This is a genomic window from Martelella sp. NC20 (assembly GCF_013459645.1).
Taxonomy (GTDB): domain Bacteria; phylum Pseudomonadota; class Alphaproteobacteria; order Rhizobiales; family Rhizobiaceae; genus Martelella.
Map to the genome: position 1 here is coordinate 683,634 of NZ_CP054861.1, position 13,274 is coordinate 696,907.

Consider the following 13,274-nt stretch of genomic DNA (forward strand, 5'->3'; position numbering starts at 1 on the left):
CATCAACCTGAGGGAGACAATCATGGCCGGCCCGAACACATCGCAGTTCCTATACGACGCACATGATGGGCCCGTCCCAGGCGAGCTACCCTGTCCGCCGTTCGGCCGGGGTGTTCAGCCTCCAGCCTTCTACCCGGCCGGCGCCGAGATTTATGCTCAGGGCGAGACGTGCGGAAGCCTTTACAAGGTCGAGTTCGGCGCAGTGCGGATCTATCGCCTGCTGGCGGATGGCCGTCGCCAGATATCGGCCTTTCATCTCTCCGGGGAGGTCTTCGGCTTCGAAGCCGACACGGTCCATCATTTTTTCGCCGAGGCGATTTGCGCTACCGGCATCCGGACCCTGCGTACGACGTCATCCCAAGGCGATCGTGCGATCGAGCTTCTGCCCATGGCGCTCCGGGGTCTCGTGCGAGCGCAGGAACATCTTCTTGTGCTCGGTCGCCAAAATGCCATCGAACGGGTCGCTGCGTTCCTCGTTGAAATGTGCGAGCGGCAGGGCGGATTGCGGCAGGTCGAGCTACCGATGTCGCGGACCGATATTGCGGATTATCTCGGTCTCACAATCGAGACCGTCTCGCGCGTTTTCTCCAGGCTGAGGCAGAAGGGTGTCATTGGATTGCCAAGTCTGCGCGGCGTGGACATCGTCAAATGGCAAACGCTGCAGGACATGGCGGCATAAGGGACGCCATATGGGAACCGGCCGGTTGCGGGATTCGTTGAATCTGCAACCGCCTCGGCAGCTACGCCGACGCTGGTCTGACGAATTCAAAGCACGGGCGGTGGCCGAGGCACCTGGAGCCAGGCGCGAATGTCTCGGCAATCTCGCGCCGTCTGGACATCCACCCGTCCCAGTTCTTTAACTGGCATCGTGCAGTCCTGAATACTCGGGAGGGTCTGACGGAACCGACCCGCAAGCCTGGCTTGCCGATGTCGTCGCCGCCGCAACGCCGCCATAGCGCGATCGGCCAAGAATACCCGGTCGAAATCCGACAACTGATCAAACAGCCAGCGCCGCGGTGCTCACCGGACGGTTGCGGCCAACGTGTCGGCAGAATGCCTGGAACTCGCCTGGTCGGACGAGGTGATTCGGCGGCGTCACCAAGTCGATGCTGGATCAACCTACGGTGCCACTCTTCATGGCTCGGTAATGGTGTAATTACGCACGCCGCTCCCGGCCGGCAGAGCTTAACCCCTTACGCCTCCAGAGCGTCGCGCCCCGACATGCGCGTGATATGTATGCGGAAGAAAACGTGCGGGGCGTGGTCGGCCGCCGGCGGCAGAGCCGGCTTCAATGCGCCAGGTTCCCACCAGTCGACATGCTTGGAGAGTAGCGACCAAGCGCGTTCGCGCAACCGCTTATGGCCGATCTGATCCGGCAATTCCTCGAAAAGACCTTCGGCAACAACGCTTTGCCAGGTCCGCCCTTCGCCTTTCTCCTCGACCAGAATTGCCACGTTCGGATTGGCTCGCATTGTGTCCAGCTTGCGGCCGGGCATGGTGAATGCATAGGCGCAGTCGTCGGCATAGGCATAGAAGATCGGTACGGCATAGGGCTGATTGTCGCTCGAGCAGGCAAGCCGTGCGAGACGGTTGGCTGCGACAATAGCTGTGCATTGGGCTGCGGAAAGTTCTCGAATAATCATAGCGGTCTCCGTTCAAAAGCGTAACGAAAATGCGGTCAGCCGCGTCCATTATCATTGCCGAGCTATGATTTTGCTCCAGAAATGATGCGGATCAGTCTGATGGCCGCGCACGGCGGGACAGCATCTCATTTTGGGCGGCTGGCATGCCTTCTCCTTCGTATTTTCGCATGAGTTCGAGCACCTCGGCGTCATCGAGTTGATGGAACTCCCGATAGTGGAAGCCGAGCGCGCGGAAATGCGACGGTTGGGAAAGGCATACAATCCGATCGGCCTCCCGAGACAAATCCGACACGGCCTCCGGCGAGGCGACGGGCAGCGCCAGGATGATCCGCGCGGGTGACCGGCGGCGGATGGCACGCGCGGCAACCTTCATAGTTGTGCCCGTTGCGGCGCCATCGTCGACCAGGATCACGGTCTTTCCCTTCACCGAAAGCGGTTGCCGTTCGGCCCTGTAGACCGCGCGGCGGCGTTCCAGTTCGGGCCTCTCGCGGGCAATCAAGGCTGAGAGTTGCTCATCCTGCAAGCCGTAGGCTTCGATGATTTCGCGGTTGAGGACCACTTCCGGAGGATTGCCGTCAACGATCGCCGCCACTGCGAGTTCCGGATTGCCCGGCGCGCCGACCTTGCGAACGATGACGAGGTCGAGGCGGGCGCCGAGCGCCAGGGCGACTTCGACCGCGACAGGCACGCCGCCACGCGGGAGCGCCAACACGATCGGATCGCGCGGCGCCAGAGCGGCGATTTCAGTTGCGAGCATGCGCCCGGCTTCGGAACGGTTGCGAAACATTGTTCAATGCGTCGGCCAGAGTTGGCGGAGCGCCTTCTTCATAGAGGTGCGGACCTGCGCGATTTCGCCTTGGTCGAGATGACGGTCGAGCAACCCGAAAACTGCGGCGATCGCCCAATCCGGCTCGTCGAGGGGGTCGCTCGCCATGTCGTGTTGGATGCGTGCGACGAACTGCTCCTTGCGGCGATCGCGGACCGGGGTCTCCAAGGGCTTCCAGCCCTCGAAGTAGATGCCGCGCACAAGCGCGGGGAGTTGCGCGGCGAGGTCAGCCATTTCCGCTTCGGGCAGCCAGTCACGCAGCGCGTGCAAAACAGATCTGAGAAGGCGGTGGGCGCGCCGTTCGCTCCAGCCCAGATCCTCGGCGAGTTCATTGACCCATTCCTGAGCCTGGTCCGCAGCCTGCGTGAAGCCTGAGATTGTGGTGTTCATGATGAGCGCCTTTCTTGAGCCTGCATATAAGGCAAGGATGCGTCAGCATCTTCGAGCCTTAGCATAATGCGTCGTTTGACCTTGTTGCATTGAGCGGCGTCAATTTGCTCAACCGGCGCGCTGCAATTGTGTATTTGGCGGCGCGAAATCCTCCAGATCATGGCCAGAAATGGTCAGCAGGCGCCGCAGGTTCAGGATTTCGAAGCGTTGCGCGTCAATGATCCGGATCACGGCACCGCGGCCCATCTGCCGGATCGAGCGGCTAATGGATTCGACCGTGGTGCCGAGGTAGGCGGCCATGTCTTTTCTCGCGATCGGCACCTGAATGAAAGATGCCGCGCGGTTGTCGCGTGAACCGATCATGCCCTGGTTGTTGCTCAGGATCAGCAGGAATGTGGCGACCCGCTCGGTGACGGACTGGGTGGCCAACAACAGCATCCAGTCCTGTGCCGCGTCCAACTCGTGCGACATTGCAATGAACATCCGGTGCTCGATTTCCGGAAAGCGGAGAAGCAGACCTTCGAAGCTCGCGCGGTTGTAGCAGCAGAGCGTAACGTCCGTGGCCGCCTCTATGGCAACGTGCGAACGGCGCGCGAAGACCCGCCCGAACATGTCTGATGGCAGCAGCAGGCCGACGATCTGCTGGCGACCGTCATGAAGCGTCTTCTGCATGCGAAGAACGCCGGAAACGACATTGCCGACGAAGCCCATCTCTTCGGCCTCCGCCAGCACCGTCTCACCAGCGCGATACGTCCGAATCCTGGCAAGCCGCGACAGTTCATGCTTCAACGTTGCGGAAGCGTTGGCGCAAACGGAGCACCTGAGTGCGGAACACCTGGCGCCACGAATGGGAAGTATTGTGTGCTGAGCTTCCATGTCTCCCTCGAACGTTGGAACAACGCCTGAGCGGGGAAACCCCACTTGCAGGGCGGTCGCGCCCATTGCCGGGAGAAGTTAAGAAGTGCAAGGCGAGCCGTCTTTGCGCTGGATCAAATTCGTGGCGCTTGTGGACGATTATCCTTTCCGGCGAGCAGGCGGATGCCCTGGCGCATGTCACGGACGAGCGCGATTTCGGTATTGTCGTTGGCTATGCCGGTGAAGCGGCTCGGGCATATCCTCGCGCACCATCGCCAGCCTGGGGCATGGCTGGAAGAACGGTCGCGACATGCTCATGTCCCGCGATGTGCCGGTGATCGACGAGGCCGGCATGGCCGGCACGCGCCAGTTGGAGCGCGTGCTGTCCCAATCGGCAGAGACTGGGGCCAGGGTGGCGCTGGTCGGCGATCCGCAGCAGTTGCAATCCATCGAAGCAGGCGCGGCGTTCCGTTCGATCCACGAGCGTCACGGCGGCGTCGAGATTGAAACCGTCCGCCGCCAGTGCGAGAGCTGGCAGTGTGACGCCACCCGTGATCTGGCGACGGGTAAAATCGGCGCAGCGAACGGCGCCTATAACAGTCACGACATGGTGGCACCAAAAACAAACACTCCCGGAGGGGTTTCCTCGGGAGTGTTGGTATCGTTGGTTGCGGGGGGGCACGCAACTACCGATACCGACATTCGATTAAAGTTGAGGTCTGACATAGACGCTACAATCTCTAACTCCGCGCCACTTCCTCAAGTAGATATGCCACTGTGCGATCAACCTGACCTTCATCAGAGAAGCGGCCAAAACTAAATCTTATGCATTCCGACGCGACTTCACGATCTACTCCCATGGCCCTCAACACATGCGAGGGCTCTGTTGTCCCATGCTCCACGACCAGTATCAGATGCAGCGCGTCCGGCGCGGGTTGGAAGATGCGCAGATGACCGCTGAAAAGATCCTCGAACGCAATCGAGCTCTACTGGAGGATGTGGCCACAGTTTTGGTAAGTAAGCGCGAACTCAGTGGTTCTCAGCTCGAAGACCTTCTGGATCGTGTCGAGCCAGAGCGCGGGAAAGGAACCATGTTGCGCGGTCAGCGCGGGCTGAACAACGGTAGGTCCATCACTGAATCAGATGGCCTTGGCGATTGCGGCGGATTCCGCAGCATTACAAGATAACAGTGCTCGTGACTGACAGAGGTCACCAAAGATGAACCGCGGGCGCGTTAGGTGTCGCGAGCGCATCGAGGCGTTACGATCGACTGGCAGCAGGTCTGGCTGCCAATCGATTACTTCGGTGACCGGAAAGAAAGAAGACATTTCTGCCGCGCGTCCGCATAACGCGTTCGGCGACAAAACGACCGTTCCGGGTCCTTGCTTCACCTTGAAGGGCATATAGAACTGGTTCCAGTTACCGAACAAACCTTGTCGCTTATCCCGGAAAATGCTTCCCGAAAAGCTAATGACAGTCTGTCACTGTAGATAGTTTTGCGCTGACCAAAAAGTTGTTCATCCTGTTTTCGATTTTCACAACCGCCCCTTATTCTGTTCAGAGGCGAAGAATACAGGTTAGGTGCAGCATGAGCTACCAGTTCATACATATACAGACATACGGTGACAGCGTTCGAAGCGTGGGGCAGAACGAAAACCACGTAAACAGTGCACAGCAGGTGTTCGGCGATGGGTATCGACGGCCATCAGATCGTGCGCGGCAACGGAACTAAGATGAGAGAGTATTTCGGCAACGCCTCTCGTTATGACGCTGACGCAGGCCCCCTCGCGGCGCAGGTGAACGTGGCGCGAGGGGAGCCAAGCTCCTGGATCTTCAGGCGCGAGCCGCCCAGCAACCATTCCTCCGCCAGCATCCGGTAGGTAAAGCCCGGTGCGAAGGCTGCCAGCGCCTTCTGTTCCACGGAGGATGCGCTTGGCGTAATCGAGATGTTTTCACCCTGTTTCAAGTTGGAAATAAACTCAAATTTTACAGGGTAATCAATATCATTTTGGCATGGATCTACCCCAATGTTTTTATTGGAATTCTATCAGTCCCTGTAGTTCTCTTACATAAGACGTGTGGCAGAATAGCTTGCCCTCGCACCACACCTAGGTAACGACAATAATCGGGCAACCAGGTACCGCATGCAAAATTATACGGAAACCATCGAAACCGATATCGTGATCGTTGGCGCCGGCTCGGCAGGCTGCACACTGGCCGGACGGCTGAGCGAGGATGGTCATACACAGGTGACCGTACTGGAGGCCGGGGGCAAGGACAGCAATCCCTGGATTCATATCCCGATCGGCTACGGCAAGACGATCGTCGACGCGCGCCTCAACTGGCGTTACGAGACCGAAAACGGCCCAGAGATTGCGAACCGGCCCATGTACTGGCCACGCGGCAAGGTGCTTGGCGGCTCCTCCTCGATCAACGGCCTTCTCTATATCCGTGGCCAGGCGGAGGATTACGACCACTGGCGCCAGCTTGGCAATGCCGGCTGGTCCTATGACGATGTCCTGCCCTATTTCCGCAAGGCCGAGGACCAGGAAAACGGCGAGAACGAATTCCACGGCGTCGGAGGGCCGTTGGCGGTCACCAATCTCAGGGAACGCAATCCCCTGTGCGAAGCCTTCATCGCCAGCGCCGTCGAGGCCGGCATCCCGCGAAACGACGATTTCAATGGCGCCGTTCAGGAGGGCGTCGGTTACTACCAGACCACGACGCGGAACGCCCGCCGATGCTCGGCAGCCGTGGCATATCTAAGGCCGGCGATGAAGCGGACCAATCTGCGCGTGATCACCCGCGCCGAAACCCAGCGCATTGTGTTTGAGGGCAAGCGCGCCGTCGGCGTGGTCTTCGAGCGCACGGGAAAACGCACGTTGATCAGGGCGCGGCGCGAGGTCATCATCAGTGCCGGATCGATCAACTCGCCAAAGCTGCTGCTGCTCTCGGGCGTCGGTCCCGCGGCCGAACTGGCGCGGCACGGCATCGAACTCGTGCACGACCTGCCGGGCGTCGGCGAGAACCTGCAGGATCATTACGGCGCGCTTGTCACCTACAAGAGCCGCCTTGCGGTGACGGTCAACGATATCATGATGAGCCGGATGAAGCAGTTGCAGGCGGGATTGCAATATATCCTGGCGCGCAGCGGACCGCTGACGATTTCCGCCGCACAGGTCGGCGCCTTCGCCAAGTCGGATCCGCGGCTCGCCACGCCCGATATCCAGTTCCTGTTCCAGACCTTCAGCCATGACGAGTATGATGACGGCCTGCATCCGTTTTCGGGCTTCGCCAATGCCGTCTGTCCGGTAAGGCCGGAAAGCCGGGGAACGCTCAGGCTGCGTTCGGCCAATCCGGCCGACATGCCGCTGATGCAGCCCAACTACCTGTCGGCCGAGACCGACAGGCATGTGCTCGTTGAAGCCATAAAACTGTCGCGCAAGGTGGCCGAAAAAGGCGCGATCGCCGCCCAGATCATCGCCGAATACGCGCCTGGCGACCAGGTGCGCTCCGATGACGAGATTCTCGCCTATGCACGGGAGACAGGACTTTCGATCGCGCATCAGGTGGGCACCTGCAAGATGGGGCAGGACCCTCTCGCGGTGGTCGACAGTGAACTCAGGGTCCACGGTCTTTCCGGATTGCGCGTCATCGATGCCTCGATCATGCCGACGCTGATCTCCGGCAACACCAACGCACCGACGATCATGATCGCAGAAAAAGCCGCGGATATGATCCGCGGTCAGGCCGCCTGAACACCGGCCTACTCAGACTGAATTGCAAAGTCCCCGGTCGAACACAAAAGCCGGAAAAGCGGGAACAGCGCTCGGGGATTGAGACGTGGCACCGGCGCGGGAGCGCCGGATTACCGGGAGAATATCCGTGCTCGACGGACAGAGTTTCGATTACATCGTCGTAGGCGCAGGCTCGGCCGGTTGCGTACTCGCGGCGCGGCTGAGCGAAGACCGGAAATCGACAGTGCTGCTGCTGGAGGCAGGCGGAAACGATTCAAGCTTCTGGATTCACATTCCTGTCGGTTACGGCAAAACCATCGTCGACCCCAGAGTCAACTGGAAATTCAAGACCGAACCCAATCCCGCACTCCGCGGCCGGGAGATCTACTGGCCGCGCGGCCGGGTTCTCGGCGGATCATCGTCGATCAACGGCCTGATCTACATTCGCGGCCAGGCAGAGGATTATGATCACTGGCGTCAGCTCGGCAATACCGGCTGGTCCTATGACGACGTATTGCCTTATTTCCGCAAGGCCGAGGACCAGGAAAACGGCGCCAACGAACATCACGGCCGCGGCGGCCCGCTTGCGGTGACCAATCTTACCGAGCGCAACCCGCTCTGTGACGCGTTCATCGGTGCGGCCGGCGCGCAGGGCATTCCGCGCAACGACGATTTCAACGGCGCCACGCAGGAAGGCGCCGGCTATTTTCAGGCAACCGTCAGAAATGGCCGGCGCGCTTCGGCGGCAACATCCTATCTCAGGCCAGCGATGAGGCGGCCCAATCTCACCGTGGCCACCCATGCCGAGGCGGAACGCATCCTGTTCGACGGGCGTGTCGCCACCGGCGTTCGCTTTCGCCGAAACGAGGCGGTGCTGGAGGTGAAGGCGCGCCGCGAGGTCATCCTCGCCGCGGGCTCGGTCAAGTCGCCGCACCTGATGATGCTTTCGGGCGTCGGCGATGCGGAAGCCCTTTCCGGGCACGGCATCGCCAGTGTTCATCATCTGCCGGGCGTCGGCAAGAACCTGCAGGACCATTACGGCGGGCAGATCACCTGGAAATGCAACCAGCCGATCACCATGAATGACGTGATGATGAGCCGGTTCCGCAAGCTGCGCGTCGGGCTGCAATGGCTGCTGACGCGCAAGGGACCGCTGTCGGTGCCCGCGGGACAGGCCGGCCTGTTCACCCGCGTGCTGCCGGAATCGGCCTCGCCGGACCTGCAATTCCTGTTCCAGACCTTTTCCGGCGGCTATTATGAGGATGGGCTGTTCAAGTTTTCCGGCTTTGCCAATTTCCTCTGCCCCGTCCGCCCGGCAAGCCGCGGCGAAATCGCGCTGCGGTCGTCCGATCCGTTCGACCAGCCGAAACTCTCGCCGAACTATTTCTCCGACGAACGCGATCGCCGCATCGCGGTCGAGGGGCTGAAGCTTGCCCGGCGCATGGCCGCAAGCAAGCCGCTTGCCGATTTCGTGATCGCGGAACATCTGCCGGGCGCGGAGACGGCCACCGACGCCGAGATCGAGGCCTATCTGGTCCAGAACGGCGGCTGCGTCTCGCATCAGGTCGGCACCTGCAAGATGGGCACCGATGCGATGGCGGTCGTCGATCCGGAACTGAAGGTGCACGGGGTGGAGCGACTGCGCGTGGTCGATGCCTCGATCATGCCGACCCTGATCTCGGGCAATACCAACGCACCAACGATCATGATCGCCGAAAAGGCGGCGGACCTTATCCGGAGGCGGGCAGCATGAGTGAAGCAAGCGAAAGAGCAGCGGAAGACCGGGATATCATCGTCCGCCTGGAGGGGGTATCCAAGAGCTTTCCGGGGGTAAGGGCGCTCAGCGATGTAAGCCTCACCGTGCGGGCCGGCGAAGTGCACGCGCTGACCGGCGAGAACGGTTCGGGCAAGTCGACGCTCTCCAAACTGATCGCCGGCCTGATCCAGCCTGACGAAGGCACAATTTTCGTCGACGGCGCGGCCTGTCGCATCGAGAGCCCCGCTCATGCGCTGCAAATGGGCTTCGTGATGATCAGCCAGGAACTGACCCTTGCGCCGACATTGACGGTGGCGGAGAATATCTTTCTCGGTCGTCTGCCGCGCACCCGGTTCGGCCTGATCGACTGGCCGCGGCTGGAACAGGCGGCCACCGAGGCCCTCGACCGGCTCGATGTCCATGTCTCGCCGCGAGCCATCGTCTCCGATCTCAGCGTCGAACTGCGCCAGGAGATCGAGATTGCCCGGGCGCTGTCATCCAATGCCCGGCTGCTGATCCTCGATGAAGCCACCAGCTCCCTGTCCGAGGCGGCGACCGAACGCCTGCTCGCTCTGGTGCGGCAGGAGCGCGATGCGGGCATGGCCATTTTGATGATCACCCACCGCATGCCCGAGATTTATGCCGTCGCCTCCATCGCCACGGTGCTGCGTGACGGTCAACTGGTGGCAACCGTGCCGCTTGCGGAAACGCAGGAAACCGACCTCGTGCGGCTGATGGTCGGCCGCGAGATCACCGATTTCTACGGCAAGCGCGAGATCCCGGCCGGCGAAACCGTGATCAAAATCCGCGACCTCCACACCCCGCAGGGCCTGCTGAAGCCGACCACACTCGATGTGAAACGCGGCGAAATTGTCGGTATTGCCGGCCTCGTCGGCTCAGGAAAGTCCGAATTCGGCATGGTGCTCGGCGGCGCGATCGAGGGTGCGGGAACGGTCAGGGTCGGCGGCAAGCCCGTGCCGCTCGGTGATCCCCGCAAGGCCATCGCCGCCGGCATCGGCTATGTGCCCGACGATCGCAAGGCTTCGGCCCTGCTGCTGGTGCGCAGTGTGCTCGAGAACTTCTCGATTGCCTGGATGGACCGGCTGTGTTCGGGCGGCATTCTCAACACGAGGCGCGAGCGCGGCGAGGTGCTGGACGCCATCAGCAGTTATCGCGTCGCCACTTCATCATATGCGACGTCGATCGCCACCCTTTCGGGCGGCAACCAGCAAAAGGTCATCCTCGGCCGCACCTTCGTCCGCGCACCGGACGTGCTGGTGCTGAGCGAGCCGACACGCGGGATCGACGTTGGCGCCAAAAGCGAAATCTATCGCATGTTGCAGGATGCAGCCGAAGCCGGCGCCGCGGTCATCGTCATTTCCTCGGAACTGCCGGAACTGCTTGGCATCTGCGACCGTATCGCCGTGTTCTTCGAGGGCGGCCTGCAGGCCGAGTTCGACCGCAGCGAAGCAACAGAGCAGGCCATCGCCCATGTCGCGGTGGCCGGCGCCAAGAAGCATGAACAAACGAACCACCTATCCGGAGCACGTCAATGACCGCCACCCCCCTAGAAAAGTCGACGGCGGCCGCGCGCTACACGCCGGCGCCTTCCTTCCTGGCCCGTATCTTTCAGAACCGCTACGCCGGCGCGCTGATCAGCCTTGTGATCGTCGGCCTGTTTCTGACCCTGACCCAGCCGGTATTCCTCACCTGGCCGAACCTGATGAACATCGTCAAATCCAACAGCGTGGTCTTCGTGCTGGCGCTGGGGGCGACCTATGTGGTGATTTCAGGCGGCGTCGATCTGTCGGTGGCAAGCGCTTCGGCGGCCTCGGCAATGATCTTCGGGCTGACACTGCTCACCGGCGTATCCGCCCCGATCGCGATTGTCGCAGCACTCCTGTTCGGGGCATTTCTGGGGGCGATCAACGGCTTCGCAATCTCCTATCTGAAGATATCATTCTTCGTGGTGACGCTGGGCACCCTGTCGATGTTCCAGAGCTTTTCGCTGATCATCAATGACGGCACCAGCGTCAGCGTGTTCGCGACCGCCGGTTTCAAGCCGCTCAACACATTCGTCAACGGCAGCATCGGCCCGTTTCCGATCATCCTCGTCTTCGACCTTGCCCTGCTGCTGATCGCCGGCGGGATCCTGCGCTATACCGCCTTCGGCCGCGCGCTCTATGCCATCGGCTCCAACCAGGAAGCCGCCCGCCTCAACGGCATCAACGTCCGGCGCGTCGTGCTCGCGGTGTTCATCATCGCCGGCCTGATGGCGGCGCTCGGCAGCATCGTCCAGGTCGGGCGGCTGACCTCGGCTTCGGCCGATGTCGACCCCACGCTGCTGATGACCGTGCTTGCCGCGGTCCTGATCGGCGGCACCGCCTTTACAGGCGGCGAGGGCGGAGTGTTCGGAACGATGATCGGCGTGCTGTTTCTCGGCGTCATTCAGAACGGCCTGACGCTGAGCGGCGTCTCCTCGTTCTGGCAGGGCATGGTCAGCGGCGGCATCCTGATCCTGGCGGTCTGGCTCGGAGGACTGCGCCAGATCCTGCGTCGTCGGCGTCAATCCGCCGTGGAATGATCCCTCTCGCGCGCGGTGTTCCCCCCAAAAAGCGCGCGCCCTCCCGCCTGAGTGCCTTTCGCATTCAGGCGGGACACTTCACTTCCGCGAAAAGATGCGACCGACAGGACATTTCGGGTACCCCCTGCGCCGGCCATGAGCCGGCGTCACTGTCTCCGCCGACCTCTTCCGCAACGCCCCTCGCCTTTCCCGCGAAAAGGCCCCGGAAGCGTGCTTCCGGGGCCCGTTCACTTCAGATTTTCGGTCTCAGTCCGGAGCATTTCCGGACGCAAAACAGGTCTCCGCTTCTTCCGGAAACGGCTACTTCGCCAGCGGGTAGTCGTCCATCGTGTAGCCGCGCTCCGTGCCGTCCTTCCAGCTGTCGATGTTTTCGAAGGTGAACAGCTTGGCCGCGACGACGATATCCTCCTGCTCGGCCGAGGGATCGTCCATGGCGCGTTTCATCGCGGTCGCAACGGCAAGCCCGGTGGCATAGGAGTCCGGATCCCAGGTGCCGGTCAGACGGCCTTCCTTGACCGCGGTGATCGCATCCTGATCGCCATTGATGCCGAAGACCATGACGCCGTCTTCATTCTCGCCGTTATATATGGACTTGCCATTGGCGAAGACCGAAGCGGCGATACCGAGCGCGCTGGAATCATTATAGGCCCAGAACACCTGCACATCGGGGAACCTCAACAGTTCGTCGGCGGCCAGCGTTGCAGCATTCGACGTCGAATCCTTGGTGTTGTCGACCTGATCGATCACCTCAAGGCCGGCGGCCTTGGCGGCGGCCGTGAAGCAGTTCTTGTTGTTGATGATCGATTCAACGGGAGGACCGCCAAACACAATGACCTTGGCGCCCGGTTTGCGCTCGGCGATCCAGGCGGCCTGCTGATCGTAGGCACCGCCCGACTTGCAGAGATTGGTTTCCCACCAGACGGTGTTGGTCACGCCCTGGCCAACCGAATTCAGGCCGATAACCGGCACGTTCGCCGCGTTGGCGCGGGAATAGGCCCCGGCGACGGCATTGGCGTCGAGCGACCAGGAGCCGATGGCTTTTGCGCCCATCGTCAACAGCGTATCGACATGGGAGACCTGCCGGTCGGCGGACAGGTTGGCGTCAAGCACGCGATAGGTCCAGCCGTTTTCCGTGGCGGCGGCCTCGATCGCCTGGTTGATCATCTGCTGGCCCGGCTGGGCGGCGATCGGCGAAATATAACCGACAAGCGTTTCGGCATGGGCGCCAAAGACGCCTGCCGTCAGGATAACTGTCGTCCCGAGAAGCGTTTTCAGGCATTTCATGGTCATTCAATTCCCCTTTCGTTTTTTGATGTGGGTAAGCGACCGCCGGAATGCTTCATTTTCCGGTCGCTCCGGGCAAATGCGCGGCATTCGGCCGACGCTTTGCATGAGACCAGAAGAACGGAATTTCGCGCGAGCATCCAATAAAATAGGTGCCGGCTTTCCATACCGTTTTGCGATGAACCGGGGGGCCGAAATG

The 13,274-nt window shown here is 61.4% G+C and carries 11 protein-coding genes and 1 pseudogene; 7 read left to right on the top strand and 5 right to left on the bottom strand.

Annotation, left to right across the window (positions count from 1 at the left end; genetic code table 11):
* Window positions 1–22 precede the first annotated feature (22 nt).
* A complete protein-coding gene (locus HQ843_RS03340; protein WP_180899837.1) occupies window positions 23–679 on the top strand; it encodes a helix-turn-helix domain-containing protein in 657 nt (218 codons plus the stop codon).
* Between the two features lie 514 nt (window positions 680–1,193).
* Here the strand turns inward: HQ843_RS03340 and HQ843_RS03350 are convergent.
* From HQ843_RS03350 to HQ843_RS03365, 4 genes are all read right to left on the bottom strand, one after another.
* Entirely contained in the window at window positions 1,194–1,643 is a 450-nt protein-coding gene (locus HQ843_RS03350; RefSeq protein ID WP_180899836.1) for a pyridoxamine 5'-phosphate oxidase family protein, read from the bottom strand.
* 91 nt (window positions 1,644–1,734) lie between these two features.
* Complete coding sequence (locus tag HQ843_RS03355) at window positions 1,735–2,400, bottom strand: phosphoribosyltransferase (RefSeq protein ID WP_371822077.1); 666 nt, start codon at window positions 2,398–2,400, stop codon at window positions 1,735–1,737.
* Between the two features lie 33 nt (window positions 2,401–2,433).
* The gene (locus tag HQ843_RS03360) at window positions 2,434–2,859 is read right to left on the bottom strand and encodes a DUF2267 domain-containing protein (RefSeq protein WP_180899834.1); all 426 of its coding nucleotides are present in this window, start codon (window positions 2,857–2,859) and stop codon (window positions 2,434–2,436) included.
* Between the two features lie 108 nt (window positions 2,860–2,967).
* Window positions 2,968–3,735 (bottom strand): Crp/Fnr family transcriptional regulator, encoded by a 768-nt coding sequence (locus tag HQ843_RS03365; RefSeq protein ID WP_180899833.1) that lies wholly within the window; start codon window positions 3,733–3,735, stop codon window positions 2,968–2,970.
* A 137-nt stretch (window positions 3,736–3,872) separates the two neighbouring features.
* Here HQ843_RS03365 and HQ843_RS29315 point away from each other — a divergent pair.
* The 6 genes and pseudogenes from HQ843_RS29315 to HQ843_RS03395 form a co-directional block, all read left to right on the top strand.
* A pseudogene (locus tag HQ843_RS29315) lies at window positions 3,873–4,327 on the top strand (AAA family ATPase); the annotation flags it as partial.
* 280 nt (window positions 4,328–4,607) lie between these two features.
* Complete coding sequence (locus HQ843_RS03375) at window positions 4,608–4,901, top strand: hypothetical protein (RefSeq protein WP_180899832.1); 294 nt, start codon at window positions 4,608–4,610, stop codon at window positions 4,899–4,901.
* 957 nt (window positions 4,902–5,858) lie between these two features.
* Complete coding sequence (locus HQ843_RS03380) at window positions 5,859–7,472, top strand: GMC family oxidoreductase (RefSeq protein ID WP_180903399.1); 1,614 nt, start codon at window positions 5,859–5,861, stop codon at window positions 7,470–7,472.
* Window positions 7,473–7,599: 127 nt separating this feature from the next.
* Window positions 7,600–9,204 carry a GMC family oxidoreductase gene (locus HQ843_RS03385; RefSeq protein ID WP_246710269.1) on the top strand — a complete coding sequence of 535 codons (1,605 nt, stop codon included), beginning with the start codon at window positions 7,600–7,602 and terminating at the stop codon, window positions 9,202–9,204.
* Entirely contained in the window at window positions 9,201–10,763 is a 1,563-nt protein-coding gene (locus tag HQ843_RS03390; RefSeq protein WP_180899831.1) for a sugar ABC transporter ATP-binding protein, read from the top strand. Before HQ843_RS03385 ends, HQ843_RS03390 begins: the two co-directional genes overlap by 4 nt.
* Window positions 10,760–11,791 (top strand): ABC transporter permease, encoded by a 1,032-nt coding sequence (locus HQ843_RS03395; protein WP_180899830.1) that lies wholly within the window; start codon window positions 10,760–10,762, stop codon window positions 11,789–11,791. The genes HQ843_RS03390 and HQ843_RS03395 overlap by 4 nt, the downstream gene beginning before the upstream one ends.
* 300 nt (window positions 11,792–12,091) lie before the next feature.
* Here the strand turns inward: HQ843_RS03395 and HQ843_RS03400 are convergent, their stop codons facing one another.
* Window positions 12,092–13,081, bottom strand: a complete 990-nt coding sequence (locus tag HQ843_RS03400; RefSeq protein WP_180899829.1) for a sugar ABC transporter substrate-binding protein — start codon at window positions 13,079–13,081, stop codon at window positions 12,092–12,094.
* Between the last annotated feature and the right edge of the window lie 193 nt (window positions 13,082–13,274).

Bases quoted from the DNA above. Each gene is read 5' to 3' on its own strand.
- HQ843_RS03340 (WP_180899837.1), top strand. From the start codon at position 23: ATGGCCGGCCCGAACACATCGCAGTTCCTATACGACGCACATGATGGG.
- HQ843_RS03350 (WP_180899836.1), bottom strand. From the start codon at position 1,643: ATGATTATTCGAGAACTTTCCGCAGCCCAATGCACAGCTATTGTCGCA.
- HQ843_RS03355 (WP_371822077.1), bottom strand. From the start codon at position 2,400: ATGCTCGCAACTGAAATCGCCGCTCTGGCGCCGCGCGATCCGATCGTG.
- HQ843_RS03360 (WP_180899834.1), bottom strand. From the start codon at position 2,859: ATGAACACCACAATCTCAGGCTTCACGCAGGCTGCGGACCAGGCTCAG.
- HQ843_RS03365 (WP_180899833.1), bottom strand. From the start codon at position 3,735: ATGGAAGCTCAGCACACAATACTTCCCATTCGTGGCGCCAGGTGTTCC.
- HQ843_RS03375 (WP_180899832.1), top strand. From the start codon at position 4,608: ATGCTCCACGACCAGTATCAGATGCAGCGCGTCCGGCGCGGGTTGGAA.
- HQ843_RS03380 (WP_180903399.1), top strand. From the start codon at position 5,859: ATGCAAAATTATACGGAAACCATCGAAACCGATATCGTGATCGTTGGC.
- HQ843_RS03390 (WP_180899831.1), top strand. From the start codon at position 9,201: ATGAGTGAAGCAAGCGAAAGAGCAGCGGAAGACCGGGATATCATCGTC.
- HQ843_RS03395 (WP_180899830.1), top strand. From the start codon at position 10,760: ATGACCGCCACCCCCCTAGAAAAGTCGACGGCGGCCGCGCGCTACACG.
- HQ843_RS03400 (WP_180899829.1), bottom strand. From the start codon at position 13,081: ATGACCATGAAATGCCTGAAAACGCTTCTCGGGACGACAGTTATCCTG.